The sequence below is a fragment of the Acinetobacter sp. TW_SC_4 genome (assembly GCF_054861205.1).
Genome location: NZ_CM142174.1, coordinates 1,179,354 through 1,205,489 on the forward strand (window position 1 = coordinate 1,179,354; position 26,136 = coordinate 1,205,489).

Sequence of the window (26,136 nt, forward strand, 5' to 3'; positions counted from 1 at the left end):
GAGAATAATCAAGGAAGTTTAAGAAGAATGTCAGCATATTATAGTTTGATCCAGCGCGAACAGCATGCAGATGGCAGTACTACTGCCTATTATTGTTCCAATATTCATGCTCAAGGTGCGTGGAATCCTCATGAACAGCACATGGCACCGGCAACCGGTATTCTATGTGTTGAACTAGAACAGTTTCAGCCTAGATCAGAAATGCGTATTGGCCGGGTTGGACTGGATATTTTTGGACTGATTGCATTTGGTGAGTTTTCTATTACTACGCGCATGATCCGTCCTGGCAAAACTATTGAACTGATTGAGGCGGAAATGTGTGCCAATGGAAAAACCTGTATCGTTGCTCGTGCCTGGAGGATGCTGACTTCGGATAGCCGGGCCATTGCAGGTATCGAAGATTTTCCGATTGAAAGCCCTGAGTTTTTACCGGTTTGGGAGGGTATGAGTTGCTGGCCGGGTGGTTATATTCAAAGTATTGAAACCCGTGCACATCCTGATCATCGAGCAGGCAAAGGCATTGTCTGGCTCAGAAATTCACTGGATATGGTCGAAGGACAACCGACTACAGATTTTAGTCGTTTACTTGGTATGGTAGATACGGCCAATGGCATTGTGCCGCGTCAGGATCCAAATGCGGGCTGGGGATTTCCAAATCTGGATTTACAGATTCATATGCACCGTCTGCCGCAAGGTGAATGGCTGGGGCTGGAAGTAGTGCAACAGTATGGTGAAGATGGGATTGGTCTCACCAGCGGTGTGCTGCATGATATTCACGGGCCTTTCGGTCGCAGTGAACAGATTCTGACCTTACGTAAATTCTAAATCCGATTCAAAAGCAAAAGGATGAATTGATTCATCCTTTTTTTATTGGCATGCTGTGCGCAATGGTTCAGGAATATTGATGAATGCGGATTAGTATCATTGGGGCAGGACGAGTGGCTTATCATCTTGCCCGTGTATTGTCAGCACAACATGAAATTGTACAGATCTACAGCCGGACTCTGGATAAAGCACAGCAACTGGCTAATCGATTTAAAGCGCAAGCTATCGCTCAACCTGAGAATCTGAATCAGAATATAGATTTGATCATCATTGCCGTGAGTGATCAATCAATTGCTAATGTCATCAGACAAGTCCATTCTTATTTGCAAGATGTGCTGATTGTCCATACTTCGGGTAGTACTCACCTGAATGTTCTAGCAGATATACATGCAAAGTCTGGCGTCTTTTATCCATTGCAAACCTTTAGTCTGGAACGTGAAATCGACTGGGAAAATACGCCTTTATTTATTGAAGCATCTGACCCAACAGATCAAGAAATCTTAACCCATTTAGCAAATAGCCTAAGCAAAAGAGTTTATCAATATAGTTCGGACCAACGTTTGAGCTTGCATCTGGCTGCTGTGTTTGCCTGCAATTTTAGCAATTACTGTTATGACATGGCTAAGCAGGTGGTAGATGCACAACAGGTAGATTTTAGCCTGCTTTATCCATTGATTCTGGAAACAGCCAATAAGGCGACGCAAAATGATCCTCGCCAAGGACAGACGGGACCTGCGATGCGTGGTGATCAGAATATTCTGAATATGCATCAGCAGATGCTAGAGCAATCTCAACGACAAGACTTGGCAGGTGTGTATAAATTACTCAGTCAGCAGATTTTAGAACGCCATCATAGCTAATAAAAAAGCGCTGAATAATCAGCGCTTTTTAGACTTATAGATATTAAGAAATTTTCTTAAAGATAAAGTCATTAATCTTGTGGCCAGCTTCGATTCCGCGACGCTCAAACTTGGTTTGTGGACGCCATTCAGGGCGAGGATAGCTGTTGCCTTTATCCGCCAGATTTTCTAAACGTGGACGTTCTTCCAGAACTTCCAGCATCCACTCAGCATACGGTTCCCAGTCTGTTGCAGCATGGAAAGTACCGCCAAGTTCCAGTTTTTGCTCAACCAATGACATGCGGTCATGAGATACAAAACGGCGTTTAAAGTGACGTTTTTTCTGCCATGGGTCAGGGAAGTACAACTGAACGGTGTTAATGCTATTGTCTGGCATTTCACGAAGCACCTGAATCGCATCAGCATCCAGTACACGTAAATTAGTCACGCCCGCCATACCTGCTTCATACACGCACTGCGCAATACCCGGTACATGCACTTCAATTCCGACAAAGTTACGCTCTGGATTCGCTTTAGCCATGAGTACCAGAGAGCGGCCCATACCAAAACCGATTTCTACAGTCAGCGGACGTTCAGGATGTTCAAAATACTGACGCAAATCACCTACCGGATATTCCAAAATTAAGTGACCATATTGTTCAAGCGCAGTACGTTGAGAGGTATTTAATGGCGCTGAGCGGCGCATAAACGTCACAATTTCACGGTGCTCGCTTAAATTGTCCAGCTCCACGACTTGCTGGTCTAATTGATCGTTCGACATAATTTTGGCAAATCTAAAAATTCAGAATGCGGTATTTTAAGTCCTGAGCGGTGCAAGTCAAACTTTTCTCGGTATTTCTCCATAAAAATCGAGCCAGAGATCCCAGGCAAAATAAAAGAGCCAGTTGGCTCTTTTATAGATCAAGCTTGATCAGGTACTAAAACGGTCGATCAAAGTGCTACTGGCTTCATTTAAACCAATTACGGTCACGTCTATGCCTTGGGCTTTAAACTTCTGGATGACATTATTGAGCATATTTACTGAAGTCACATCCCAGATATGTGCATGGGTCAGATCCAGCTCAACATGATCCGGCTTTTCTTTAAAATCAAAAAACTGGTAGAACTTTTCTGTACTACTGAAAAAGATCTGTCCAGAAATTTTATAGCTACGTGAATTAGGCTTATGCAAATAAGTCGAGACATGTACAGTTCTTTCTAGCTTATTAATAAAGAACAAAGCAGAGAGCAATACACCGACAAATACACCGAGCGCCAGATTATGAGTAGCAAGCACGACAGTTATCACAGCAATCATCACGGTATTAAATTCTAGCGGATGCTTGCCAAACTGTTTGATTGCACCCCACTGGAAGGTGGTAAATGACACCATAATCATAATAGCAACCAGCGCAGCCATTGGAATATAAGCCAGCCAGTCTTTCAGGAAGACTACCAGACACAGCAAAAACACGCCAGCCACCAAAGTGGATAAACGGGTACGTGCACCTGAAGAGACATTGATAATCGACTGACCAATCATGGCACAACCGGCCATTCCGCCCATAAAACCGCTGACAATATTGGCCATACCCTGACCACGACATTCCCGATGGCGGTCACCTTCAGTTCCGGTAACTTCATCAATCACTGTAGTCGTCATCATACTTTCAAGCAGACCTACAGTGGCTAAAGTAAAGGAATAAGGCAGGATAATCTGCAAGGTTTCCAGATTCAGTGGAATTTCTGGAAGAAGAAAGACGGGTAGGGTATCTGGAAACTGTCCCAGATCGCTCACAGTACGCATATCTGCACCAAGCAATAACGCAAGTGCGCTCAGCACGACGATACAGATCAGAGGCGATGGAATCGCTTTACCGATTTTCGGTATATAAGGAAACAGATAGATAATTATCAAACCTACTAAAATGAACAGATAACCCGTACTGTCCATCCGGTTAATTTCCGGGATTTGTGCCACAAAAATCAGGATCGCGAGGGCATTCAAGAAACCATATACCACAGCCTGCGACACAAAACGCATCAGCTTGGCAACTTTAAAAAAGCCCGCAATCACCTGAATAATCCCGGTCAGAATTGTGGCTGCAAGCAGATATTGCAAACCATGATCCTTGACCAGCGTAATCATCAGTAGCGCCATTGCACCAGTCGCCGCAGAGATCATGGCAGGACGGCCACCGAAAAAGGCAATGGACACCGCAATACAGAAAGAGGCATACAAGCCGACTTGCGGATCAACACCTGCAATCGCAGAAAAAGCAATAGATTCAGGAATCAGGGCCAGTCCAACCACCAGACCTGCCAGCACATCAGTCCGGATATTGGAAAACCATTCTTCTTTTTTCAGGTTAATCACGAAATATCATCTAAATTTTGAGAACCTGCGTATCTTAAACAGATACAGATAAAAATCTACACAAGATTGACTTGCAAAAGCCTGTAAATTCCTCAATATTGGATATGTAACTGTGCCGAATCACAGTTACGCTTTTTTGCAATTTACAGGTTTGATCACTTGAAAGTTTGTCAGAAGCGATTTAAAACATTGAGAAGTGTATAACAAGGATCAGAAATGAAGCTTTACTATTCGCCAGGCGCATGCTCTTTGGCAGCTCATATTATTTTAAATGAAATTAATGTCGATTTTGATTTGGAACGTGTTGACTTAAAAACCCATAAAACAGAAAAAGGTGCAGATTATTACGAAATTAACCCAAAGGGTTATGTCCCAGCACTAGAAATTAATCCGGGTTTAATTCTTACAGAAAATGTTGCAATTTTACCGTTTCTTGCTCAACACGATCCAAAACAAGATCTGATTCCTCCTTCTGGCATGGGACGTGCCAAAGTGCTGGAGTGGTTAGGTTATCTCAACTCAGAACTGCATGATGCTTATGCTGTCTTCTTCACAGGAAAATTATCAGATGAAGCCAAAGAAAAAGCATATGCAGAAATTGACCGTTTATTGAGTTATATCGATAAGGCCATTGGTGAATCGGACAATGATTATCTGGTCGATGATAATTTCGGTCCGGCAGATGCTTACCTATTTGTTCTGACCAACTGGTCGAACCAGATTGAACATGATCTGAGTCCATATAAAAATATTATTCATATCCGCAATAAGGTTGCAGAACGTCAATCTGTACAGATTGCAATGCGTGATGAAGGTTTAATCCCTTAATCACAAAATTTTGAAAAAGCGCCGTAGGGCGCTTTTTTATTCCTTCCAAAGTAATTGTTGATATTTAGTCAATAATGATTTGCAAAATCACTGCTTTTTAGCAATAAGCAGAATCTATATAGTGCCCGTATAAATTTTTGGTTTCAGGTTCTTTCCATGAAAAATATTCTATTAATTAACGGCGCAAAAGCTTTCGCCCATTCAAATGGTCAGTTAAATGATACTTTGGCCGAACTGGCTCAAGAAGTATTAACAAAGCTGGGGCATCAGGTTCAGGTGACTCGTGCTGATAGTGAATATAATGCAAAAGCAGAAGTGGAAAAATATCTTTGGGCAGATACGGTCATTTACCAAATGCCAGGCTGGTGGATGGGTGCGCCGTGGCCAGTGAAAAAGTATATTGATGATGTTTTTACCGAAGGGCATGGCAGCCTATATGCAAATGATGGTCGCTCACGTTCAGATGCTTCAAAACAATACGGCTCAGGTGGCCTGATTCACGATAAAAACTATATGTTATCTCTTACCTGGAATGCACCGATGGATGCGTTTACGGATACCGAGCAGTTTTTTCATGGCGTGGGTGTAGATGGCGTTTACCTACCTTTTCATAAAGCCAACCAATTCTTGGGGATGCAGGCTTTACCGACATTTATTGTGAATGATGTAATTAAAGCCCCTGAAGTTGAAGCGTATATTACACAGTATCGTGAACATTTAATTCAAATTTTTGCTTAACCAGGAGATATGACCATGCTAACCGTTATTGCTGAAATCATTTGTCATTCGGAACAAGATATGAAAACAGTGCTGGATTCATTTAACAACATCCGCGCACAGGTATTACAAGAGCCAGGCTGTCATCTTTATGATGTTTATATTGATCATCCAGAGATTGAGAGCCGATTACAGACCAAAGTGCCTTTTTCAATCATGATGTTTGAAAAATGGGAAAGTATTCAGCATCTGGAAACCCATATGCATAGTGTAAATATGCAGCAACATGCTAAAGCCACTCAAGGTGCGGTTGCGAGTGTAAAGATCCGAATTTTAGAAGCACTTTAAGCTGTAATTCTCAGTTTGAAAGAGTTTGTGATATTTAATTTTATTTGAACTCTTGTGGCTGATTAAATTGAACCTGTTCAAATTTTAGTGCGTAGCGGTGTTTTAAAGTGGACCATTGAACTTTGGCAGGTTGCGTCTGTTCTGCAAATTCATTTTCATCTGTTGTAGTTTTTACCTTGCCTGTTAAAAAGTTAATGCTTAGTGCTGTACTCTCACCCGAAGCACGGTGAAAATCATCTACATCATAGCCGATCAGCTTAAAAGCATTATTTTGGTATCGGAATGTATAAGTATGATTGGTGACATACCATGAACCACAGCTTAGCCAGTAATATAAATGAACCCGAAGTACACCTTTTTGAATGCTTAAGGCTTCGGATTCACCAAGTGGATCAGCGAGACAAGGTGATTCAACATCACCTTCGTTTGGCAAAGTAGTATTGCTAGCTGCAAGCTGATAACCACTTTCTTGCTTGAATAAAATCAAAAGTTTTCGTTTGTTGGTATTCAGAACATGATTGCCTACACCTGCATTTGCAACAAGGTTTTCGGGATTAGTATCTTCAATAATCAGCGCGAGATCTGCTTGACCGTCCTGATTTAAATCGCCTTGCGTTTTTTCTAGAACTTTCCAGTTTTTCGGAATAAAAGATTGATAGCTTGATTTGAAAGAACTATCTGTCTGAGGTTTTGCACATGCATTTTGTGTAAATGCTATACACAGCAGGGTGCTAAATAGGAAAGGCAGTTTGATCTGATGAAGCATCGGTTTAAATTCCTTTTATTTATAATTTTTTTGATGGTCAAAGCTGAGTAATAAGTTTAGCCAACAAGGTTAAGTCATTTCTTTGAATATTGGATAGATATTTATGGTGAACTTTAAAGCTTTTTTATAAATTCAACTATGGGGATTTGAAGTTCCTATTCAAATTTGTCTAAACCAAGAAGTGAACTTTTAATATTCAATCTTCAAATTTAACTTGGGTATCTAAATTTAAAAGTTCAGGAGTTTGCTAGAAACTCCTGAACAGATCGATATGATTCAAATAATCTTTTAAGCTTCTAGCCCTGATTATTATTTAAAGAAATAACCGGTTTCAGGTGAGCTGGCATTGGCCATGCGTTTGCATGGCATACGGCCGGCAAGGAATGCTTCACGACCAGCTTCAACCGCTTTACGCATCGCAGAGGCCATTAAGACCGGATTTTGTGCTGCTGCAATCGCCGTATTCATTAGTACGCCGTCACAGCCCAGTTCCATGGCAATCGCTGCATCACTGGCTGTACCGACACCCGCATCAACCAGCACAGGCACTTTGGCATTTTCTTTAATGATCGAAATTGTATGTGGATTCAGAATCCCCAGACCAGAACCGATCAGGCTCCCCAAAGGCATGATTGCTACGCAGCCCATACTTTCCAGTTCTTGTGCTACGATCGGATCATCTGAGGTATAGACCATGATTTCAAAACCGTCATCGATCAGGGTACGCGCTGCTTTCAAGGTTTCAGTAATATTTGGATAAAGCGTCTTTTCATCACCCAGAACTTCCAGTTTTACCAAGTTATGACCATCCAACAGTTCACGTGCCAGCATACAGGTGCGTACTGCGCTATTGGCATCAAAACAGCCTGCTGTATTTGGCAAAATGGTGTATTTTTCTGGTGGAACCACTGAAAGTAGGTTTGGTTGGTCCGGATGCTGACCAATATTCACCCGGCGAATAGCAACCGTTACAATTTCTGCACCGCTGGCCTGAATGGCCTGATCTGTTTCATTTAAATCTTTATATTTGCCTGTGCCTACTAAGAGACGAGACTGGAATTGGCGTGAACCGATCTGTAATAAATCTTGCATAATTGTTCCAAGTGTTATTAGCCGCCACCGACTGCGTGAATAATTTCTATTTTGTCCGCTTCGCAAATGGGCGTTTCACCCAATCTGCTTTTAGAAATAATCATTTCATTTACCTCAACAGCAAAGCGCTTACCCTCAAGCGCCAGACTTTGAACCAGTTCCAGCAGGTTCTTGCATTGAGTTTCTTGTTGTTCGCCATTGATATATACCAGCATCTTGGCAACCCTCCATGATTATTGATTAAAGCATCAGACCTATTTGAGGTATTTTACGGCATTCCAGGCCAAAATTAACCAGCCAGCAATCATTAAGGCACCACCAATTGGCGTAATTGCACCTAAACCGCGCGGCAGACCTAGTGCCATGATATAGAGTGAGCCACAGAACAGGAAAATCCCCGCCTGAATCAGGAGAAAACTCCATTTGATTGGCAATTCAGGAATCACTCGGCTGATCACTGCCACAATAAGTAAGCCAAGAGCATGGTAGAAGAAATAATCTGTGGCCGTTTGCCACCAGGTCAACTGTGCTTCAGTTGCTCGAGTCTTTAAACCATGGGCACCGAATGCACCGAGCATGACTGCAAGCGCAAGATTAAGTGCTGAAATCGCAATCCACATTTGAATTGATCTTCCCAATAAAGTTTGCGCTTAACCTTAACATAAAAGCCAAGGCTGAAACACGGCATTAAAAGACAAAAAAGCCTTCATACATGAAGGCTTTTTTTAAGATTAGTAGCTTATTAATTCAATACATCAGTTTGAAGACATTGCCACTTTGATTTTTTCCATTGCATTCTTTTCAAGCTGACGAATACGTTCGGCGGAAACATTATATTCAGCTGCCAGTTCATGCAAGGTTGATTTTTCATCATCCAGCCAGCGACGCTGCAAGATATTGCGGGAACGGTCATCTAGCTGTTCCATTGCTTCATGCAGGGCAGAGGTGCTTTGTTCCTCATAGTCTTCATTTTCAATCAGACGTGCCGGGTCATAACGGTTGTCTTCCAGATATAGTGCTGGAGCAACGTGAGTTGAATTTTCATCATCATCGTCACCTGATGCTTCAAATGCCGCATCATAAGCAGTCAATCGGCCTTCCATTTCCAGAACCTGTTCTGGCGTTACATTCAGGTCATTGGCAATCGACTGGGCTTCTTCAAGCGTTAACTTTTTAGAAGACTTTTTCAGGCTACGTAAATTGAAGAACAGTTTACGTTGCGCTTTAGTAGTCGCAATTTTGACAATACGCCAGTTACGAATTACATATTCATGAATTTCAGCTTTGATCCAGTGCACCGCAAATGACACCAGACGTACGCCCATACTCGGGTCAAAACGTTTAACGGCTTTCATCAGGCCAAGGTTGCCTTCCTGAATCAGGTCACCTTGAGGCAGGCCATAACCTGCATAACTACGTGCAATATGCACCACGAAACGCAAATGAGACATAACCAGCATTTTTGCTGCGTCCAAGTCTTGGTCGTAGTAATAGCGTTCGGCCAACTCTTTTTCTTGTTCGGCCGTTAAAATAGGAATTTGATTGACAGTGCTAATATAAGCACCAAGATTGACACCTGGCGCCGATAATGACAGAGGCATCAATTGATTGCGGCTGTCACTCATGTGTTCTCCTTGAAGTGCGGGGGATTTAACCCTTAACTAGGTTTTATCTTAATCCAAACTATCCTCAAATAATGAATATTTGGGTAGAGAAATGTAAACTTTTATACGAGTATGGGGAGCATCCAGTTTAATTGAAAATTTTTAAGATTCAATCAGGTAGTGATACTCGGTTGCAGAAATCTGTTGAGATTCGCATTTTAACTGATGCATTTGGCAATACCGTGTAACATCAGTTTGACTATGTGGATCTGATGACTTTAGCAAGAATGTTTTGCCCTGATCTGCTTTTAATGCACGCTTTAACATCAGGAGCGGCATCGGACAGGGTTTACCCATGGCATCTATAATATGCGCTTGACCGTGGTTATCACTCATTTCCGTTTTATTCATATCGCAAAAAAAAAGGCTATAAATATTAGCAAATAGGATGCCAAAACCCAACTATTTGGCTAAAAAGTTACATGAAATAATATATATAATTTTTCTGATATATATTGTGAAAAAAATAACTAAATCAAAAGGAACAAAGCTAAAAAATATCTATTAATTGTCATAAACCCATGTTAAGCTCGTTGTGTATTTAGGATTTCAGATAAACAAATTGATTGTTTTTCGCCCTATACACAATGGATGTAACCGGGATTTTGTTAATAGTTTTACAGAATGATTACAAGCTTAAAAATAATATTTTCAAACTTGTTTGCTCTGCTGTTTGCAACACCGGGTGGTCCTTTTTTTAGTATCAATGAGGATTAACTTATGACAGCTGCTCGTGAACAAGGCGTAGTTAAATGGTTCAACGACACTAAAGGCTTCGGCTTTATTCAACGCAACGGCGGTGATGACGTATTCGTTCATTTCCGTGCAATCCAAGGCGAAGGCCACCGTTCACTTCGTGACGGCCAACGTGTTGAATTCAGTGTAGTTAAAGGCCAAAAAGGCTTCCAAGCTGAAGAAGTTCAACCATTAGACTAATCTTCGGATTAAGCTAATAAACGCCTCAATATAAATTGGGGCGTTTTTTGTTTATACTATTCTATCTTAGTGATTATCAAATTAGAGCAGTGCTTTATGTCATCTGGTTTTGAAACCTTAAATTTACATCCCCAACTGAAAAAGGCAATTGATGCTTTAGGTTTTACGTCGATGACGCCGATTCAGCAGAAGGTTTTAAAATTCACCTTGGCAGGACATGATGCTATTGGTCGTGCACAAACGGGTACGGGTAAAACTGCCGCATTCCTGATTAGCGTGATTAATGATTTGCTGAATAATCCGGTAAAAGAACAGCGTTATCGTGGTGAACCGCGTGCTTTGATTCTGGCACCGACTCGTGAGCTGGCATTACAGATTGAAAGCGACGCGCATGAGCTGACTAAATTTACGGATCTAAGTGTCGTAACACTTCTGGGTGGTGTAGATTTTGACAAGCAGAAAGCTCAATTGGATAAAGCGCCAGTCGATATCATGGTGGCAACGCCAGGGCGTCTGATTGACTTTGTCGAGCAAAAAGAAGTTTGGCTAGACCAGATTGAATTCCTAGTGATTGATGAAGCCGACCGTTTACTAGATATGGGCTTTATTCCATCAGTAAAACGTATCGTGCGTTTCTCGCCACGTAAAGAACAGCGCCAGACGCTGATGTTCTCTGCAACCTTTAGCTATGATGTGTTGAATCTGGCACAACAATGGTTATTTGAACCGGTGACTGTTGAAATTGAGCCGGAAAAGAAAACCAATGCCGACGTTGAACAGCGTGTGTATATGGTCGCGAAGGCAGATAAATATAAATTGCTGCAAGACATTCTGCGTGATGAACCGATTGAGAAAGTCATGATTTTCGCTAACCGTCGTGATCAGGTGCGTAAGCTGTATGATCATTTAAAACGTGATGGTTATAAGGTGGTAATGTTGTCAGGTGAAATTGCTCAAGACAAACGTCTGAAAATGTTAGACCAATTCAAAAATGGTAAACATAACATCATGATTGCGACAGACGTTGCCGGTCGTGGTATTCATGTAGACGGCGTATCTCATGTGATTAACTTTACTTTGCCTGAACAGTCAGATGATTATGTACACCGTATTGGTCGTACCGGTCGTGCGGGAACGCGTGGTGTAAGTATCAGTTTCCTGGCTGAAGATGATGCCTTCTATCTGCCAGAGATTGAAAAAGCGATTGGACAGAAATTACCGCTGACCCGTTTGGAAGGTTATTGCTAATCTAAATTGCAAAAAAAACCGCTCTTAAAGAGCGGTTTTTTTATTGTTGCACATGTTGAAGCTTATTTAGCTTCACAACGGAACGTTAAAACAGTCTGATAATCATCATTCTGGTTCAATCCGGTATTGGTGCCGGCAATATTGCCTAATACAGTCGCAGCAGCCTGAATCATTTGTCCGGTCTGTTCATCGACTACACCTTTTAGTGCACCATCATAAGAAGTTTTTTCATCCAGAATAATCGCAGTTGCTTTGGAGCCACAGGTTTTGCTGGCGGCATTCACTGCATTATTTTTAGAGGTTAACTGGTTTTTACCTAATCCTGTTACTTCAAACTGATTATTTTCCTTTTGAACCGCCACTGAAGTCGGGTTAGATGCACAGGCAGTTAAAAGTAGAGCTAAAGCTGCTAATCCGCTGATCGCAATTGTTTTTTTCATCATAAAATCTCGCTTGAAAACAGAACTGGGAATATTGAAACACAGTAAAAAGCACAGAATTAGGAGCTGTTGTATAAGTTTGGCAATTTTTGATGTTACTCTATAAGAGAAAAGTGAATGAAAGAGGCATTTTATTGATTCCACGGAAAATATTATAATCTTCCTTAAATATTTTCAAGGTAGAGGTATTTGCAAGTTTCTAGAGTATTACTAGTGGAATATGCTAATCTTGACCGTAGTTTTTAAGTTATAGATCTATAAAACAATGACGGAATCTGTGGTCGACATCGTTCATCAAAATATTCACCAACGTCAATCAATAGGACATTTGCTGGCACCTGCACCAAATGCAGAGCAGTTAGAACTGGCATTTAAAGCTGCTTTGACAGCACCAGATCATCACCGATTGAAGCCTACCACTTTTGTGATCATCCCGGATGCGCAACGTGAAGCATTTGGCGAACTATTATCACAAGCACTGATAGATCTGGGTCAAACTGAATCAGCTCAGATTGAACGGGTCAAAAATCATCCTTTTCGTGCACCTTTGCTGGTACTGGCATTAACCCGTTTGCAGGATCATCCTAAAGTGCCACATTTTGAACAGATTCTGAGTTCAGGTGCCGCTATTCAAAACTTCCTGCTGTCTTTACAGGCTCAAGGTTTTTCAACCATGTGGCGTAGTGGCGCAGTGGTAGAATCAAAATTTTTCAAGCAGTCGCTCGGCATTGGTAAAGATGATCTGGTTTCTGGCATTATCTATATCGGTACGGCGGCAAAAGCGATTGCACCACGTGCTGAAATCCAAACCCAGAATTATGTAAGTTATTGGAATCAAAACTAAGGCATTTCAAGACACAGGATATTAGAAAATAAGATGTCAGAATTAAATTTTACCAATTTGATTGAACCGGTTGCGGTCAACCAGAATACGGCTTTAAGAATTACAGTTTTAGGCGGTGGTAGTTTTGGTACTGCAATGGCCAATACCGCGGTTCGAAATGGCTGCGATACCATGATCTGGATTCGTGACCCGGAAGTAGCTGAAGATATTAATGCAACACATATCAATAAGCGCTATCTTCCGGATTTTAAGCTGGAAGAAAATCTGCTTGCTGTGTCCAATCTGGAGAAGGCTGTTCGTGATCGCGATATTATTCTAGTCGCGATTCCAAGCCATTCTTTCCGTGATGTATTGCAGCAGATCAAGCCTTTTATCACATCTCAAGCGGTGATTTCCCTGACAAAAGGGATTGAAGCCAATACTTTCAGCTTTATGAGTGACATCATTCGTGAAGAATTACCGGAAGTGCCTTATGGTGTGCTGTCTGGTCCAAACCTGGCCAAGGAAATTGTTGCAGGACAGCCGGCAGGTACGGTGATTGCCAGTGAATCTGAACTGGTACGTTATGCAGTGCAACAAGCACTCCATAGTGCGTTATTCCGTGTTTTTGCCAGTGATGATGTACATGGCGTAGAACTGGGCGGTGCACTGAAAAATATTTATGCGGTCGCAATGGGAATGGCGGCTGCCTATAATGTCGGTGAAAATACCAAGAGTATGATTCTAACCCGTGCTTTAGCAGAAATGAGCCGATTTGCAGTCAAGCTAGGTGCAAACCCGTTGACTTTCCTGGGGCTTTCAGGTGTAGGTGATCTATTTGCCACTTGTAACAGTCCGCTGAGTCGTAACTATCAGGTTGGTTATGCATTAGGTAAGGGTAAAACCCTAGAGCAGGCGACGACTGAACTGGGGCAGACGGCAGAAGGGATTAACACGATTGTGCAGGTAAAAGCACGCTCAGAAGAGCTGGATGTGTATATGCCGATTACAACTGCTTTGTATGAAGTGATCTTTGAAGGAGCGCCGCCGCTGACGATCGCTTTATCCTTGATGAAAAATGGTCATCGCAGTGATGTCGAATTTGTCTTGCCACATCATCAAGTCTGATCTATAACACAAGAAGCGCGATGATTATGATGCTGACTGATGATCGTAGCGACCAAATAAATAGGGAAATAAGATGCAACTGACTTTAGTGCGACATGGCGAAGCCGCGCCACCAGTGAATGGGAATGATACCAAGCGTCCCCTAACGGAGCGCGGGCATCAACAGGCGGAACAGACAGCACAGTATTTAAAGGACATCATTAAACCGGAAGTGTTTGTGGTAAGTCCTTTATTGCGTGCGCAGGAAACTCTGGCGCATTTACAGCACTATTTTAAAGATGTACCCGTGGTGATCTGTAATACCATCAAGCCTGATGATGATGCCAAAGTTGCAGTTGAATGGTTATCACAACTGCCGTATGAGTCCATTGTGGTGGTTTGTCATATGAATGTTGTGGCGCATATTGCCTCCATTCTCGTGACAGAGTCTTTTCATCCATTTCATTTGTCAGAAGCACGTATTTATGATCAGGCCGTGATTGCACCAGGTCTATCAACACAAGTTAAAAGCTTTATTCCAACAGTATAAAAAACCAATTAAAACGGTAGAACACAATCGATGTTGTATTTATGGATGCCGGAAGCCAATGGGGTTTGGCAATGGTCAAAGGGGGAATTCTGGAGCACTGCTGCGACACTCGAGCAGCTGATTCAGGATATTCAGGCCTATCATGGTGAAGAGGCGACGGTCTTTTTTCCAAGTCGTCATGTGCAGATTTTGCAGCAGACTTTGCCAAAGAGCCAATATAAAAAAATGGGCAATGATGGCATCAAATATCTGTTAGAAGAATATGTGGTACTGCCTGTCGATACCATGAAAGTGCTGCATCATTTTCAGCAGCCTGACCAGATCAGTATTATGGGGATTGCAAATTCTACAGTTGAAACTTTGCAGCATGCCCTGAATTTGATTCCTGTTAAAGTCGCTGCTTTATTGCCAGACTTTCTGGTCCTGCCAGCGCCTGAACATGCACAGCAGCGCGCTATTGCACAAATTGGTGGGCATTTGCTGGTACGTGAAGCTGAATATATCGGCCAGTCAGTGGATGATTTGAGCCTTTATCTGGATTTTCAGCCTAAAGATCTGGAATATCAGGTCAGCAATCTCAGCCCTGAACAAATGAGTAGTTTAGAAGCAGTAGCAACACGTGAACAATTAAACTCGTTCCAATATACGTTGCCAATGCTAAAAAAACCGAAACAGCATCCATTTAATATCCTGCCAAAGGGTAAATCGGATCATACTGTTTCTGGTTACTGGAAAGCCTGTGCGGCGGTTTTTCTTGGGATTCTGGTACTGCAGGTCACTTACGATGCAGTGCGCTGGTACCAATATAAGAAAGTCGCCAATACCACTGCAATGCAGGCGATTGATCAGTTTAAATACTGGTTCGGACAGAATTATCCGGTCACTGAGCAGAACATTAAAAGCCAGTTCGAAGCTCAGCTTCGTCAAAGCCAGACCGCAGACACTCAGGCCTTACAGCTCATCAGCCGAGTCGGGCCGGTACTAATGCAAAACCAGATTGTGGCACAGCGCGTCAATTATGACCCGTCAGGATTGAGTCTACAATTACAGTCCAATTCATCTGAAAGTTTAAATACTTTAACCAAGCAACTGGGGCAGCAGGGCTTTAAAGTGGAATTGGGAAATATACAGGCGAATGGAACAGGCGTCGTAGGACTGGTGAAAATACAATAATGAAAGCCATTGAAATTTTACAGAACCGTATGGATCTGCAAATTGAAAAACTGACCGATTATCTGGATCGTTTGTCAGCACGTGAACGCATTCTGGTGATCTTTACAACGATCTTTGTGTTGGTGACCGCTGTTGCAAGTGCACTCTGGGCGATGCATCAGGCAGCAGATACCCAGCAGAAACGTTTAAATGATCTAAAAGATACGCTGGTCTGGATGCAAAGCAATGCGGTTACCATGAAGCCGGCAGGAGACTTGCAATTAGATGCAGCAGAAAAAGTGCAACGCATTGCCCAGCAACAAGGGCTGTCGATTGCATCACAGCAAATGGATGGAAAAATTCAGTTGATGCTGTCTCATGAAAATTATTCTGTGCTGGCCAACTTCCTGACGCAGCTGGCACAAATGGGGCTAAGTATCGAGAAAATGGAACTAAATAATGAAGCAGGGCAGATTAAATTAACAGCGACTGTGCAATAACTGGTAAAAATAAAGATTTGCAAAGCATGGTTTTTTTGTCAGCCTATGCCTATAATATGCCGACTTAAAAAGCAGTAGACTTTTCTAGATATGTTGTATTCTCTAGCCCGCCCTTTGTTGTTTTCTTTAGCACCAGAGCGTGCACATGAGCTGACACTATCACTATTAAAATCATCCCATAAAATGGGCATGATGCGTCAAAATGTTGCTGTGAAACCTGTGACCTGTATGGGAATCGAATTTCCTAATCCGGTCGGTCTTGCAGCAGGGTTAGATAAAAATGGTGCCTATATTGATGCCTTGGCCAGTCAAGGCTTTGGTTTTATTGAAATTGGTACCATTACTCCACGCCCGCAACCTGGTAATCCTCATCCACGTTTATTCCGTCTTCCGAAAGCCAAAGCGATTATTAACCGTATGGGCTTTAATAATGATGGCGTGGATAAGTTGATTGAAAACGTTAAAGCTGCAAAATTTAAAGGTGTACTGGGAATCAATATCGGTAAAAACGCTGATACTCCGGTAGAAAAAGCAGTAGATGATTACCTTATTTGTTTAGAAAAAGTCTATAATTATGCTTCCTATATCACCGTTAATATTTCTTCTCCAAATACCAAGAACCTGCGCAGTTTACAAAGTGGCGATGCACTGACTGAATTGCTGGAAACGCTGAAGAATCGTCAGCTGGAACTGGCTCAGGAACATCAGCATTACGTTCCTCTGGTATTAAAAGTTGCACCGGATCTTGAAGCTGAAGATATTGCCTTTATTGCCAAGCAGTTATTGCAATACAAGATTGATGGTCTGATCGTGACCAATACCACATTGTCACGTGAAGGTGTGGAAGGTCTGGAGCATGCAGAAGAAGCGGGCGGTTTATCAGGCGCGCCAGTCTTTGAGAAAAGCACGGCATGTCTGGCTGCATTTGCAGAGGAATTAAAGGGACAAATTCCATTGATTGGTGTGGGTGGTATTCTTTCAGGTGCGGATGCGCTGGCCAAGAAAAAAGCTGGTGCAAGCCTTGTACAAGTCTATAGTGGCCTCATATATACTGGGCCGGAACTGGTTAAAGACTGTGTAGCCGCGCTTTAAGTCCTATGAATGCCATTGATATCTTTCTACTGATTATCTTGCTCATTGGAGGGCTCAACGGTTTGCGCCAAGGATTTATCAAAGCCTTTGCGAACTTAGTGGGATGGATTTTTGCCTTGATTATTGCGGCGAAATATTCAACACTACTTGCGCCCTCAATGGTTGCTCTCAGTACAGATCCAGTGGTACAGAAGATTGCAGCCTTTGCCTTTATTGTTCTGATGATTGTGGTACTCACCTGGATTGTCACCTTTCTGCTCAACCGCATTTTAAAAACCCTGAAACTTGGTCCGCTGAATCGTCTTGCGGGGGGTGTTTTCGGCAGCCTGAAAGGTTTGCTGATTGTTCTGATTACCATGCAGGGTATTGGTCCGTGGGTCGAAAGTTCGCCGCACTGGAAGCAGTCTAAATTTATACAGGTCTTATTGCCATATGCGCCTTGGGCAACAGAGCTCTCCAAAGAAGCCGCAAATGGCGCCCTGCAACATATCAAGTCTGAAGGGGCACAGAAACCTTCAGATTCCTCATCTGAACCGGCATCCAAGGCCAAGAGTTCAGATGCGTCAACGAATAATCCTTTTTATTAATCCTAGCTTGTCTGCGAGGTTGCTATGTGTGGAGTAGTTGGTATAGCTGGTAAATCACCTGTTAACCAAATGTTGTTTGATGCATTAACGATGTTACAACATCGTGGACAAGATGCAGCTGGGATTGTGACTTGTCAGGAAGGCCGTCTGTTCCTGCGTAAAGATGTCGGTATGGTGCGTGATGTATTCCATACCCGTCATATGCGTGCTCTTCAGGGTAATTATGGTATTGGTCATGTGCGTTACCCAACGGCAGGTACCTCAAGCAGTGCTGAAGCGCAACCATTCTACGTAAACTCACCTTATGGGATTACGCTGGCGCATAACGGTAACCTGACCAATGCTGAAGAAATTCATGATGACTTATTCAAAACTGATCTGCGTCACATGAATACTGATTCAGACTCAGAAGTGCTACTAAACGTACTAGCGCACGAATTACAAAAACGTGGCAAGCTGGTACCAACATCTGAAGATATTTTCCAGGCTGTAACGCGTGTACATGAGCGTTGTAAAGGTGGTTATGCCGTTGTTGCGATGATTACTGGCCAAGGTCTGGTAGGTTTTCGTGATCCAAACGGTATCCGTCCATTGATTTACGGTTCGCGCGAAACAGAAAATGGTATGGAATATATCATTGCTTCTGAATCTGTAGCGATTACTGCGCTAGGCTTCAAGGTTGAGCGTGATATCGAACCGGGTGAAGCGGTTTTCATTGATTCTGACGGTAACTTCTTTACCCAGCAATGTGCAGCAAATCCAGAATACCGTCCATGTATTTTTGAATATGTGTACTTTGCCCGTCCAGATGCAACCATTGATGGGATCTCTGTGTATAAAGCCCGTCTGAAAATGGGTGAGAAGCTGGCACAAAAAATCCTGCGCGAGTGGGGCGATGAGCACGACATCGACGTGGTGATTCCAATTCCGGATACTTCACGTACTTCTGCACTTGAACTGGCTAATATGCTGGGCGTGAAATTCCGTGAAGGTTTCATGAAAAACCGTTATATCGGCCGTACCTTCATCATGCCAGGTCAGCAACTGCGTAAAAAATCAGTACGTCAAAAACTGAACCCGGTTGAGCTCGAGTTCCAGGGCAAAAACGTTCTACTAGTCGATGACTCGATTGTGCGTGGTACGACTTGTAATGAAATTATTCAGATGGCACGTGATGCGGGTGCGAAAAAAGTATTCTTCGCTTCTGCGGCACCTATGGTGAAATATCCAAACGTATACGGTATTGATATGCCGGCGAAATCTGAACTGATCGCTTCTGAACGTAGTGTAGAAGAAATCCGTGAAATTATTGGTGCTGACCGTCTGATTTTCCAGGATCTGGAAGACCTGAAAGATGCAGTACGTACCAAAAAAGTTCCTCATTTGCGTGAATTTGACTGTTCTGTATTTGATGGTGTGTATGTCGCAGGTGGAATTAATGCTGAATACCTCGATCAATTAGAGCAAAAACGCAGTGATGGCGTCAAAAAAGGCGACAATTTTATTGATGTGAATATTGATGCAGCATCAGTTGATCTGACCGGTGTACGCGAAGTCTAAGCAATTAAAATCATGATGAAAAAGCGGGAATTTCCCGCTTTTTTGTTTTATGATGAGCCCAAGGAAAGACCAGATCAGTTAGGGTGGTAGATTGAAAAGCGTAGGATATGCTTTGGTCAAAAACAAGAATATGCTATTGCTAGCCAGCTTTTGTCTGATTGCGATACTATTAACAGTTCTGATTATCAATACAGTGGTTGGCCTGTTTGTTTTCTATGCTGATCCTGGCCAGTCGATATGGTGGCATGTCCTTAGTCCTTATCTGGTAGCACTGGTTTTGTTCTTGATGATTATTTCGGTCATCTATGAATTTTATACGTTTCGTGCCGGCGGCTATTCTTTAGCCCAGCAAATGGGCGCGCGTCGACTGAACCAAATGGAAAGTATCCCGGAAGAAAGTGCTGCACTACGGATCAATACTCAACTGGCAGATACGTTCCTGATTGAACCGCCAGCTATGTATGTCCTGCCGAATGAAGTGGGGGTTAATGCATTAACAGCGGGTTTTAGTCCACGTGATACTGCTATTATTCTGACTTGGGGTGCATTACAAACTCTTGATGAAATTGAACTTTATGGCTTGCTCAGTCATGAATTTAACAAGATTCTATCTGGTGAAACAGCTGAAAATACCCGCCTGAAAATTCTATATAGCAGTCTGACCACTTTTAGCCAGTGGGGCAGCAAGATTGCGAAGTTGGGGTTTTATCGAAATGATGTACCTCGCGAAAACAAGTTTGAAACTTTCTATGTCTCAATCGGAGCAGTCATCTGGTTGATTGGCAGCTTGGGTATTTTGATTACACGTTTTATTAAATATATTTCATTGGGCGGACGTACCTATAAAAATGACCAGAAAACCCGACGCCTGATTCAGAATGATGCCAATATTCAGACTTTATTGCGCATTCATGTGCATCATTCAGGTTCACAGATTTACAGTGAATATGCCGAATCCATTTCACATATGTGTTTTGCCAATTCTTTAAGTCCACAGAACTGGTTGAATATTCATCCGAATATTAATCAGCGTATTTATGAATTAAATCCTGCCTTGATTCAGGATCTGCAGCTTGAAAATCTGAAGAAATTAAAAAACCAGCCTTTGTTTAGTCTGTTTCGTTCACTCGAAGATGTCGTGCCTGAAAGCACAGCAGTCTGGGAATCCCCACAACCTTTGCCTTTGTTACGCTTGTCTCCAATTAGCTTCGCCATTAAAGATGCCATCAAGCCATTAAATCCGGAGCTGCGTGCCAATATGCCGCGTCCGGAGCTGATTGAACGTGCTTTGCAAACTTCGACCGGTTCACGTGAAGTGATGGTCGCAATTTTGATGATCCGGCAATATCGTGAATTTATTCCGACCGAGGCAGAGGTCAGTCGTGCGATTATTGATTCATTATTAAATCTGGATGGACGGGTACATATCTCGATTTTCCAGCAAGCCTGTAAAAATATTGGTGGAATGCCTACCACAGTTGCACGGCAGTTTTTAATGAAGCTGGCAAGGATTATTCAGGAAGATGGTGAAATCGGTTTGCTGGATGCTTTATTGCTAGAGCGGGTGAAGTATGAACTGAATTTACTGCCGATGCATACGCCAACGTCTTTGGATGAGGTCAAACCACAGATTGTACGTCTGATTGATGCCTTGCTGCATGTGCAGCAGATTAATAGCGATAATCAGCTGGAAGTTAGGGAAAAGATTTTAAATCGTATTCTGACACCACGAGAACTTGAGCTGTATAGTGAAATCTCAGATGAGCCGATTGATTTAGCTGAGATTTTAAATGATATTGCCGGATTGTTATTGCGTGATCGTCTGAGCATGTTGGGAATTGCAGAAGTTTGCCTGTGGAGCGACCGGATCATGACTCAGGATGAATTGGATGTGATGGAGCTTTTATACTGGCGCTTGGGCTTTGAATCCAATGAAATTACCTCGCAAATGCTTAAGAAAAACAGCTTGATGATTATCTAATATTTTTAAATTAAGAAGATGTATTTAAGTCCAGTTTTTCAAGAACTGATCTATAAAAGAACTTGCAGTAGAAAAAAAGTAATCTTATAAATTGATTTCTATTCTGAGTTAAAATGATTCAAGATAGAGAGTGAAAAACTGGAAATAGTTCGGCAAAGAAAAGCGAATCCCGTTAAAATGTTCGACCTGAAATAGGTGATGAAGAAAAGATGATTGGGCATCAGCGTGACATACTGGCAACATTAGGAATAGATATCTGGATTCCCAAGGGCGACGTATGTCAGCAGCATCAGGTTTCGATCTGGCGTGATCAGGCCCCAGCAGAATTGCATAGCGAAATCATCCTGCCACAACCGGCTCAGATTGCTCCGGTAGCAAAAGCTCCTTTAATTGCGCCTGAGCCTGTTACAGTTGAAGCAAAAGCTGAAGCTAAAAGTGAAGCGCCAGTAGTTGTTGCAACAATTCAGGAACAGCGGGAAATTCTACATATTCCGCCATTCAACTTGCAGGCTTTAAGCTTGGAACATTGTACGATTGTCATCGATGCCACAGAAATGACCGAGCAAACCCAGCTTTTATGGATCAACATCCAGCGTGCTCTGCAAAGTGAATTTTATGAACTGAACTGGCCATTTCCTTGGGTGAATCTGCAAGATGGTCGAGGTGTTGAATCTTATATTCAAGGTTTTCTGGACATGATGAGCCTGGAAAAAAATATCATTTCCCTTGGCTCTATTCCGCATGTGACACATAATAAAATGATTCAACTGGCATCTTTACAGGAAATGCTGGATCAGCCAATACATAAAAAACGCTTATGGCAGTTTATGCAAAACAGGCCAGCGAACTCAGATTAATATTGATGTGGAATAGGGACATATGAAACAAAAAGTGATTGTATTCAGCCAGATCGATCAGGATGTCCAAAAAAAACTCGAACAAAATTTTAATGTAGTGACCTTACAGCCGAAACTGGGCAATGTGCATGAGCAGTTGCTGGAACAGGTGCGCGATGCCGATGGCATGATTGGGACAGGCCGACTGCTCAATCGCGATAATCTGGCACCAGCAACCCGACTTAAAATCATTTCTAGTGTCAGTGTCGGGTATGACAACTATGAAGTTGATTATCTGAATGAAAAAAATATCTATCTGACCAATACCCCCCATGTCCTGACTGAAACCACGGCAGATCTGGGATTTGCGCTATTAATGGCAGCTGCACGCAAAGTGGCTTATCTGGATCACTGGACCAAGCAGGGACAATGGCACCGTACAACACGTGAAGCACAGTTTGGTGTGGATATTTTCGGAAAAACGCTGGGGATAATCGGCCTAGGGCATATTGGGGCAGCAGTTGCACGTCGTGGGTTTTACGGTTTCAATATGAATATCCTGTACCATAATCGCCATGAAAAACCGGAATTGGCTCAAGGCCTCAATGCACAGTATTGCTCTCTGAATGAGCTTTTGCAGCGCTCAGATTTTGTGGTGGTTACCGTGGATTTAAATGCTGAATCAAAAGCTCTGATTGGAGCCGAACAACTGGCACAAATGCAGCCACATGCGGTGCTGGTGAATATCTCCCGTGGGTCTGTGATTGATGAGCAGGCTTTGATCAAAGCCTTAAAAGCCAACCAAATTTTTGCTGCGGGGCTGGATGTTTATGAGAAAGAGCCTTTAAAAGAATCAGAATTATTTGAGCTGGATAATGTTATTACCTTGCCTCATGTCGGTTCGGCCACAGTGGCAACACGTCGAAAAATGGCTGAGCTGGCTTATCAGAATCTGGTCGATGCACTTGAAGGGCGGGTGCCACGCTATGTGGTGAATCCGCAAGTGATTGGTTCATCTAAGTAATATTAAATAACATTTTCCTGCATCTATGCTCATTTTTCGATGCTATATTCGAGACAGGTTGAAACTGAATTTTAGAGATTTTTCATTGAAACGTTTGGTATTGGCGTGCGGGTTAAGTCTGTGTGCAGCAGCAGGACATAGTGATAATGATTATTTTAATCAGCCTGCTGCACAATTTTCTGTACCGGATATTGGTGCGGGCGTCGGATTGATCGACCAGCAAAAAGAACAAATGATTGGTGAAAAGGTCTATCGTCAAGTCCAGAAACAAATGCCTGTGATTCAGAATCCATGGCTTGAAGATCAGTTACTTTCCATATTTTCCCAAATTCTCAGTCAGACCAAATTACAGCAACCGATCGGTTTAATGGTAATCAATGATCCGCAAATTAATGCCTTTGCGGTACCTGGTGGGTTATTTGCCCTGAATGCGGGTTTGATTAATTCTGCTCGAAATACGGATGAAGTGGCAGGGGTGATGGCACATGAAATTGCACATGTCACACAACGTCATTACAGTCGTTCGCAAGAAACCTTTAAAGGACAAGGACTGTTGGCCCTGGCAGGGATTCTGGTGGGTGCATTAGTGGCTTCACAGGCAGATGGTGATGCAGGTGCAGCAGTGATGATGGGTTCTCAGGCAGCTCTACTGGATCAGCAATTAACTTATAGCCGTAATCAGGAACGTGAGGCGGACCGGATCGGCATGCAATATATGTATGCTGCCGGATACAGTCCGCACAGTATGGCGGATTTCTTTGAAGTGATGCATCGTTCCACTAGCCGTTTAAGCTTTATGCCTGATTTCTGGCTGACGCATCCTCTAACTACTGAGCGTATGAGTGAAGCACGTTTGCGTGCCAATCAGCTGCCTGCGGTTAAGCGTAATTTAAATGATCAGGATTTTGAAATCATTAAATGGTATACACGGGTACTGTCACGTCAGACTACTGAACAACAGCTCAACTTAATGGTGCAACGTAATGATTTTCCTGGTCAGCTCGCTTTAACGGCTTATCAGCTTCAACAGGGAGATTTTCAGGCGGCACAAACCGCACTGGATCAAGCCAAAAAGCACAATAAAATGCATCCTTTGCAGGTGTTATTTCAGACTGATATTTATCTGGGGCAAAATCAGCTGGATAATGCGCTAAAAAGCATTAGTTCAGCCGCAAGGATCATGCCGGAAAACCGTGCTTTAAATTATAAATATGCCGAAACCCTGATTCGTGCCAAACAACCTGATCAGGCCAAAACGATTGTGCAGCCCTTTTTAAATAGCAATACCCGTGATGTTAGTGGCTGGAGATTAATGCAACTGGCAGCGAATGCAGCACCTGATTCATCGATAAAAGCCGCCAATGTCTTACGTTATCGTGCCGAAGTAGAGTACTGGTCAGGCTATGAAGAAACTGCGATTAAATCCTTAATACATGCTCAACGCATCAGCAAAAATAATCAATCTTTGTCAGCAACCATTGGTCAACGTTTAAAACAGATGCAGCAAACGCGACAGTTTAAAATTTAAGTCTATTTTTCTAATGATTTTTAGCTTCAGTAGATATAGCCGAAGTTCACTAAATCACGCTACAATCCGGGCAAAGCTAAGTTGTCTATTTTAATTATTTTATGAAAAAAATATTATTGGGTTTATTGATATTGGGGTGTGGCGGAAATGTATTGGCGGCTAGTGCGGCAGAATACGTGCAGTCCGTTGAGCAGATTAATGCTGATTATCAAAAAGAATCACGTCAGTTTTTAAAAGGTTTAAATCCACAGCAGCAGGGTTTTAGCGCATCGCAGAATCAGCAGTTTTGCGCGATTGTGCAGCGCTATGTGGATCGTTTATATAAAGCGGCAGACCAGAACCGGGCTTATCTGGATCGTCAGTATCAAAATGTAGGCAAGCAGGATGTCATACTGCAGGTAAAATCTTCAAAAGAGATGCAGTTGCTGAAACGTTATAATGTGGACTGTAATTTACAGTAAGAATAAATAAGAAAATGCTGAGAACTGTCCAGAATGGAGGCAGTTCAACGCAGATTTAGATTTGAAATAGAATGGGGGAATTAAGCAAGTTTTGCTTTAATTTTTGCTGAAACTTGTGCAGGATCGGCGCGCCCGGCTATGAGCGGACGCAGAGAATTCATCACCTTACCCATATCTTTCATGCTAGTAGCTTGTTGCGCTTCAATTGTTTGCGCAATCAGGGAATCAAGTTCTTCCTCAGTCATAGCTTCTGGTAGAAATTGAGAGAGAACCTCAACTTCGGCTTGTTCCTTACTAGCTAAATCATCTCGACCAGCGCCTTCAAAGGCTTTAATCGATTCTTTACGTTGTTTAATTTGCTTTTCAATGACCGCAAGAACTTGAGCGTCGTCAAGTTCTTTACGCTCATCGACTTCGATTTGCTTAATTGCTGCTTGCAGACTACGAATGACCGTCAACTTTGACATATCTTTGGCACGCATAGTGGCTTTCAATACGTCAGTAATCTGGTTTTTTAAAGTAGTCATTATTTATTCCAAGCAGTCAATCACAAATTAATCTTAGTAAAGGCGAGTAGTACGTACTGATTCACGTGCCAATTTCTTTTGGTAGCGTTTAACAGCAGCAGCTTTTTTACGTTTACGTTCTTGAGTTGGTTTTTCGTAGAATTCACGTTTACGAACGTCAGCAAGAACACCCGCTTTTTCGCATGAACGTTTGAAACGACGGATAGCTACGTCTACTGGTTCGCCTTCTTTCAATTTAACTTGTGGCATGAAGAATCCTCATTAAGTTATGGATAAGATCAGGGCCGAATTGCCCTCGATCACAAGTGAAGGTCAGTATTTTACTCAT

At 42.5% G+C, this 26,136-nt stretch carries 31 protein-coding genes; 20 read left to right on the forward strand and 11 right to left on the reverse strand.

The window, feature by feature from the left end; genetic code table 11:
- The first annotated feature begins 27 nt into the window (after nt 1-27).
- Complete coding sequence (locus tag ACWM1W_RS05530; RefSeq protein ID WP_214001381.1) at nt 28-825, forward strand: thioesterase family protein; 798 nt, start codon at nt 28-30, stop codon at nt 823-825.
- Between the two features lie 83 nt (nt 826-908).
- Complete coding sequence (locus ACWM1W_RS05535) at nt 909-1,685, forward strand: Rossmann-like and DUF2520 domain-containing protein (RefSeq protein ID WP_034169997.1); 777 nt, start codon at nt 909-911, stop codon at nt 1,683-1,685.
- Between the two features lie 43 nt (nt 1,686-1,728).
- Here ACWM1W_RS05535 and trmB read toward each other — a convergent pair whose 3' ends face one another.
- Together trmB and ACWM1W_RS05545 are read right to left on the reverse strand one after the other, a co-directional pair.
- Complete coding sequence (trmB, locus tag ACWM1W_RS05540; RefSeq protein ID WP_005235062.1) at nt 1,729-2,445, reverse strand: tRNA (guanosine(46)-N7)-methyltransferase TrmB; 717 nt, start codon at nt 2,443-2,445, stop codon at nt 1,729-1,731.
- Between the two features lie 150 nt (nt 2,446-2,595).
- Nucleotides 2,596-4,041: a SulP family inorganic anion transporter gene (locus ACWM1W_RS05545; RefSeq protein WP_214001380.1), complete on the reverse strand. Its 1,446-nt coding sequence runs from the start codon at nt 4,039-4,041 to the stop codon at nt 2,596-2,598.
- Nucleotides 4,042-4,257: 216 nt separating this feature from the next.
- Between ACWM1W_RS05545 and ACWM1W_RS05550 the strand changes: the two genes are divergently transcribed.
- From ACWM1W_RS05550 to ACWM1W_RS05560, 3 genes are all read left to right on the forward strand, one after another.
- A complete protein-coding gene (locus ACWM1W_RS05550) occupies nt 4,258-4,869 on the forward strand; it encodes a glutathione binding-like protein (protein ID WP_004782472.1) in 612 nt (203 codons plus the stop codon).
- A gap of 156 nt (nt 4,870-5,025) precedes the next feature.
- Nucleotides 5,026-5,607 (forward strand): NAD(P)H-dependent oxidoreductase, encoded by a 582-nt coding sequence (locus tag ACWM1W_RS05555; protein WP_005235065.1) that lies wholly within the window; start codon nt 5,026-5,028, stop codon nt 5,605-5,607.
- A gap of 15 nt (nt 5,608-5,622) precedes the next feature.
- Nucleotides 5,623-5,934, forward strand: coding sequence for a putative quinol monooxygenase (locus tag ACWM1W_RS05560; protein ID WP_005235067.1), 312 nt, complete (start codon nt 5,623-5,625; stop codon nt 5,932-5,934).
- Nucleotides 5,935-5,974: 40 nt separating this feature from the next.
- Here the strand turns inward: ACWM1W_RS05560 and ACWM1W_RS05565 are convergent, their stop codons facing one another.
- The 6 genes from ACWM1W_RS05565 to ACWM1W_RS05590 all read right to left on the reverse strand — a co-directional run bounded on the left by ACWM1W_RS05565 (nt 5,975) and on the right by ACWM1W_RS05590 (nt 9,792).
- Nucleotides 5,975-6,700 carry a hypothetical protein gene (locus tag ACWM1W_RS05565; protein WP_005235069.1) on the reverse strand — a complete coding sequence of 242 codons (726 nt, stop codon included), beginning with the start codon at nt 6,698-6,700 and terminating at the stop codon, nt 5,975-5,977.
- Nucleotides 6,701-7,009: 309 nt separating this feature from the next.
- Nucleotides 7,010-7,792: a thiazole synthase gene (locus tag ACWM1W_RS05570; RefSeq protein ID WP_214001379.1), complete on the reverse strand. Its 783-nt coding sequence runs from the start codon at nt 7,790-7,792 to the stop codon at nt 7,010-7,012.
- A gap of 17 nt (nt 7,793-7,809) precedes the next feature.
- Complete coding sequence (gene thiS / locus ACWM1W_RS05575; protein ID WP_005235073.1) at nt 7,810-8,007, reverse strand: sulfur carrier protein ThiS; 198 nt, start codon at nt 8,005-8,007, stop codon at nt 7,810-7,812.
- Nucleotides 8,008-8,046: 39 nt separating this feature from the next.
- Nucleotides 8,047-8,412, reverse strand: coding sequence for a DUF423 domain-containing protein (locus tag ACWM1W_RS05580; RefSeq protein ID WP_214001378.1), 366 nt, complete (start codon nt 8,410-8,412; stop codon nt 8,047-8,049).
- 135 nt (nt 8,413-8,547) lie between these two features.
- Nucleotides 8,548-9,417 carry an RNA polymerase sigma factor RpoH gene (rpoH, locus tag ACWM1W_RS05585; RefSeq protein ID WP_004782464.1) on the reverse strand — a complete coding sequence of 290 codons (870 nt, stop codon included), beginning with the start codon at nt 9,415-9,417 and terminating at the stop codon, nt 8,548-8,550.
- Between the two features lie 141 nt (nt 9,418-9,558).
- On the reverse strand, nt 9,559-9,792 hold the full coding sequence (locus tag ACWM1W_RS05590) for a sulfurtransferase TusA family protein (RefSeq protein ID WP_175968201.1): 234 nt from the start codon (nt 9,790-9,792) through the stop codon (nt 9,559-9,561).
- A 384-nt stretch (nt 9,793-10,176) separates the two neighbouring features.
- Here ACWM1W_RS05590 and ACWM1W_RS05595 point away from each other — a divergent pair, with 384 nt between their 5' ends.
- Together ACWM1W_RS05595 and rhlB are read left to right on the forward strand one after the other, a co-directional pair.
- Nucleotides 10,177-10,392 carry a cold-shock protein gene (locus tag ACWM1W_RS05595; protein WP_004782461.1) on the forward strand — a complete coding sequence of 72 codons (216 nt, stop codon included), beginning with the start codon at nt 10,177-10,179 and terminating at the stop codon, nt 10,390-10,392.
- Between the two features lie 96 nt (nt 10,393-10,488).
- Nucleotides 10,489-11,640: an ATP-dependent RNA helicase RhlB gene (rhlB, locus tag ACWM1W_RS05600; RefSeq protein ID WP_004782458.1), complete on the forward strand. Its 1,152-nt coding sequence runs from the start codon at nt 10,489-10,491 to the stop codon at nt 11,638-11,640.
- 62 nt (nt 11,641-11,702) lie between these two features.
- Here rhlB and ACWM1W_RS05605 read toward each other — a convergent pair whose 3' ends face one another.
- Nucleotides 11,703-12,080 carry a hypothetical protein gene (locus tag ACWM1W_RS05605; RefSeq protein WP_375725705.1) on the reverse strand — a complete coding sequence of 126 codons (378 nt, stop codon included), beginning with the start codon at nt 12,078-12,080 and terminating at the stop codon, nt 11,703-11,705.
- 265 nt (nt 12,081-12,345) lie between these two features.
- Here ACWM1W_RS05605 and ACWM1W_RS05610 point away from each other — a divergent pair, with 265 nt between their 5' ends.
- The 13 genes from ACWM1W_RS05610 (at nt 12,346) to ACWM1W_RS05670 (ending at nt 25,281) form a co-directional block, all read left to right on the forward strand.
- Nucleotides 12,346-12,924 carry a nitroreductase family protein gene (locus ACWM1W_RS05610; RefSeq protein WP_004782456.1) on the forward strand — a complete coding sequence of 193 codons (579 nt, stop codon included), beginning with the start codon at nt 12,346-12,348 and terminating at the stop codon, nt 12,922-12,924.
- 33 nt (nt 12,925-12,957) lie between these two features.
- Nucleotides 12,958-14,031 (forward strand): NAD(P)H-dependent glycerol-3-phosphate dehydrogenase, encoded by a 1,074-nt coding sequence (locus ACWM1W_RS05615; RefSeq protein ID WP_214001376.1) that lies wholly within the window; start codon nt 12,958-12,960, stop codon nt 14,029-14,031.
- 73 nt (nt 14,032-14,104) lie between these two features.
- Nucleotides 14,105-14,560: a SixA phosphatase family protein gene (locus tag ACWM1W_RS05620; RefSeq protein ID WP_214001375.1), complete on the forward strand. Its 456-nt coding sequence runs from the start codon at nt 14,105-14,107 to the stop codon at nt 14,558-14,560.
- 30 nt (nt 14,561-14,590) lie between these two features.
- Entirely contained in the window at nt 14,591-15,733 is a 1,143-nt protein-coding gene (gene gspL / locus ACWM1W_RS05625) for a type II secretion system protein GspL (protein ID WP_214001374.1), read from the forward strand.
- A complete protein-coding gene (gene gspM / locus ACWM1W_RS05630; RefSeq protein ID WP_214001373.1) occupies nt 15,733-16,212 on the forward strand; it encodes a type II secretion system protein GspM in 480 nt (159 codons plus the stop codon). The genes gspL and gspM overlap by 1 nt, the downstream gene beginning before the upstream one ends.
- Before the next feature lie 90 nt (nt 16,213-16,302).
- Nucleotides 16,303-17,304 (forward strand): quinone-dependent dihydroorotate dehydrogenase, encoded by a 1,002-nt coding sequence (locus tag ACWM1W_RS05635; RefSeq protein WP_005235085.1) that lies wholly within the window; start codon nt 16,303-16,305, stop codon nt 17,302-17,304.
- 5 nt (nt 17,305-17,309) lie between these two features.
- On the forward strand, nt 17,310-17,891 hold the full coding sequence (locus tag ACWM1W_RS05640; protein ID WP_005235088.1) for a CvpA family protein: 582 nt from the start codon (nt 17,310-17,312) through the stop codon (nt 17,889-17,891).
- A 24-nt stretch (nt 17,892-17,915) separates the two neighbouring features.
- On the forward strand, nt 17,916-19,451 hold the full coding sequence (purF, locus tag ACWM1W_RS05645) for an amidophosphoribosyltransferase (RefSeq protein WP_214001372.1): 1,536 nt from the start codon (nt 17,916-17,918) through the stop codon (nt 19,449-19,451).
- 91 nt (nt 19,452-19,542) lie between these two features.
- Nucleotides 19,543-21,432: a M48 family metalloprotease gene (locus ACWM1W_RS05650; RefSeq protein WP_214001371.1), complete on the forward strand. Its 1,890-nt coding sequence runs from the start codon at nt 19,543-19,545 to the stop codon at nt 21,430-21,432.
- Between the two features lie 209 nt (nt 21,433-21,641).
- Entirely contained in the window at nt 21,642-22,289 is a 648-nt protein-coding gene (locus ACWM1W_RS05655) for a hypothetical protein (protein WP_214001370.1), read from the forward strand.
- A gap of 22 nt (nt 22,290-22,311) precedes the next feature.
- Nucleotides 22,312-23,292, forward strand: coding sequence for a 2-hydroxyacid dehydrogenase (locus ACWM1W_RS05660; RefSeq protein ID WP_214001369.1), 981 nt, complete (start codon nt 22,312-22,314; stop codon nt 23,290-23,292).
- 85 nt (nt 23,293-23,377) lie between these two features.
- Entirely contained in the window at nt 23,378-24,820 is a 1,443-nt protein-coding gene (locus ACWM1W_RS05665) for a M48 family metalloprotease (protein ID WP_214001368.1), read from the forward strand.
- Between the two features lie 101 nt (nt 24,821-24,921).
- Entirely contained in the window at nt 24,922-25,281 is a 360-nt protein-coding gene (locus tag ACWM1W_RS05670; protein WP_214001367.1) for a hypothetical protein, read from the forward strand.
- 80 nt (nt 25,282-25,361) lie between these two features.
- On the opposite strand, the gene ACWM1W_RS05675 is transcribed toward ACWM1W_RS05670, so the two are convergent.
- Both ACWM1W_RS05675 and rpsU read right to left on the reverse strand, forming a co-directional pair.
- The gene (locus ACWM1W_RS05675) at nt 25,362-25,808 is read right to left on the reverse strand and encodes a GatB/YqeY domain-containing protein (protein WP_005235099.1); all 447 of its coding nucleotides are present in this window, start codon (nt 25,806-25,808) and stop codon (nt 25,362-25,364) included.
- Between the two features lie 33 nt (nt 25,809-25,841).
- Nucleotides 25,842-26,057: a 30S ribosomal protein S21 gene (rpsU, locus tag ACWM1W_RS05680; protein WP_001136722.1), complete on the reverse strand. Its 216-nt coding sequence runs from the start codon at nt 26,055-26,057 to the stop codon at nt 25,842-25,844.
- Nucleotides 26,058-26,136: the final 79 nt, after the last annotated feature.

Coding starts and splice junctions, on each gene's coding strand:
- ACWM1W_RS05530 (WP_214001381.1), top strand. CDS start 28: ATGTCAGCATATTATAGTTTGATCCAGCGCGAACAGCATGCAGATGGC.
- ACWM1W_RS05535 (WP_034169997.1), top strand. CDS start 909: ATGCGGATTAGTATCATTGGGGCAGGACGAGTGGCTTATCATCTTGCC.
- trmB (WP_005235062.1), bottom strand. CDS start 2,445: ATGTCGAACGATCAATTAGACCAGCAAGTCGTGGAGCTGGACAATTTA.
- ACWM1W_RS05550 (WP_004782472.1), top strand. CDS start 4,258: ATGAAGCTTTACTATTCGCCAGGCGCATGCTCTTTGGCAGCTCATATT.
- ACWM1W_RS05555 (WP_005235065.1), top strand. CDS start 5,026: ATGAAAAATATTCTATTAATTAACGGCGCAAAAGCTTTCGCCCATTCA.
- ACWM1W_RS05560 (WP_005235067.1), top strand. CDS start 5,623: ATGCTAACCGTTATTGCTGAAATCATTTGTCATTCGGAACAAGATATG.
- ACWM1W_RS05565 (WP_005235069.1), bottom strand. CDS start 6,700: ATGCTTCATCAGATCAAACTGCCTTTCCTATTTAGCACCCTGCTGTGT.
- ACWM1W_RS05570 (WP_214001379.1), bottom strand. CDS start 7,792: ATGCAAGATTTATTACAGATCGGTTCACGCCAATTCCAGTCTCGTCTC.
- thiS (WP_005235073.1), bottom strand. CDS start 8,007: ATGCTGGTATATATCAATGGCGAACAACAAGAAACTCAATGCAAGAAC.
- ACWM1W_RS05580 (WP_214001378.1), bottom strand. CDS start 8,412: ATGTGGATTGCGATTTCAGCACTTAATCTTGCGCTTGCAGTCATGCTC.
- rpoH (WP_004782464.1), bottom strand. CDS start 9,417: ATGAGTGACAGCCGCAATCAATTGATGCCTCTGTCATTATCGGCGCCA.
- ACWM1W_RS05590 (WP_175968201.1), bottom strand. CDS start 9,792: ATGAGTGATAACCACGGTCAAGCGCATATTATAGATGCCATGGGTAAA.
- ACWM1W_RS05595 (WP_004782461.1), top strand. CDS start 10,177: ATGACAGCTGCTCGTGAACAAGGCGTAGTTAAATGGTTCAACGACACT.
- rhlB (WP_004782458.1), top strand. CDS start 10,489: ATGTCATCTGGTTTTGAAACCTTAAATTTACATCCCCAACTGAAAAAG.
- ACWM1W_RS05605 (WP_375725705.1), bottom strand. CDS start 12,080: ATGAAAAAAACAATTGCGATCAGCGGATTAGCAGCTTTAGCTCTACTT.
- ACWM1W_RS05610 (WP_004782456.1), top strand. CDS start 12,346: ATGACGGAATCTGTGGTCGACATCGTTCATCAAAATATTCACCAACGT.
- ACWM1W_RS05615 (WP_214001376.1), top strand. CDS start 12,958: ATGTCAGAATTAAATTTTACCAATTTGATTGAACCGGTTGCGGTCAAC.
- ACWM1W_RS05620 (WP_214001375.1), top strand. CDS start 14,105: ATGCAACTGACTTTAGTGCGACATGGCGAAGCCGCGCCACCAGTGAAT.
- gspL (WP_214001374.1), top strand. CDS start 14,591: ATGTTGTATTTATGGATGCCGGAAGCCAATGGGGTTTGGCAATGGTCA.
- gspM (WP_214001373.1), top strand. CDS start 15,733: ATGAAAGCCATTGAAATTTTACAGAACCGTATGGATCTGCAAATTGAA.
- ACWM1W_RS05635 (WP_005235085.1), top strand. CDS start 16,303: ATGTTGTATTCTCTAGCCCGCCCTTTGTTGTTTTCTTTAGCACCAGAG.
- ACWM1W_RS05640 (WP_005235088.1), top strand. CDS start 17,310: ATGAATGCCATTGATATCTTTCTACTGATTATCTTGCTCATTGGAGGG.
- purF (WP_214001372.1), top strand. CDS start 17,916: ATGTGTGGAGTAGTTGGTATAGCTGGTAAATCACCTGTTAACCAAATG.
- ACWM1W_RS05655 (WP_214001370.1), top strand. CDS start 21,642: ATGATTGGGCATCAGCGTGACATACTGGCAACATTAGGAATAGATATC.
- ACWM1W_RS05660 (WP_214001369.1), top strand. CDS start 22,312: ATGAAACAAAAAGTGATTGTATTCAGCCAGATCGATCAGGATGTCCAA.
- ACWM1W_RS05670 (WP_214001367.1), top strand. CDS start 24,922: ATGAAAAAAATATTATTGGGTTTATTGATATTGGGGTGTGGCGGAAAT.
- ACWM1W_RS05675 (WP_005235099.1), bottom strand. CDS start 25,808: ATGACTACTTTAAAAAACCAGATTACTGACGTATTGAAAGCCACTATG.
- rpsU (WP_001136722.1), bottom strand. CDS start 26,057: ATGCCACAAGTTAAATTGAAAGAAGGCGAACCAGTAGACGTAGCTATC.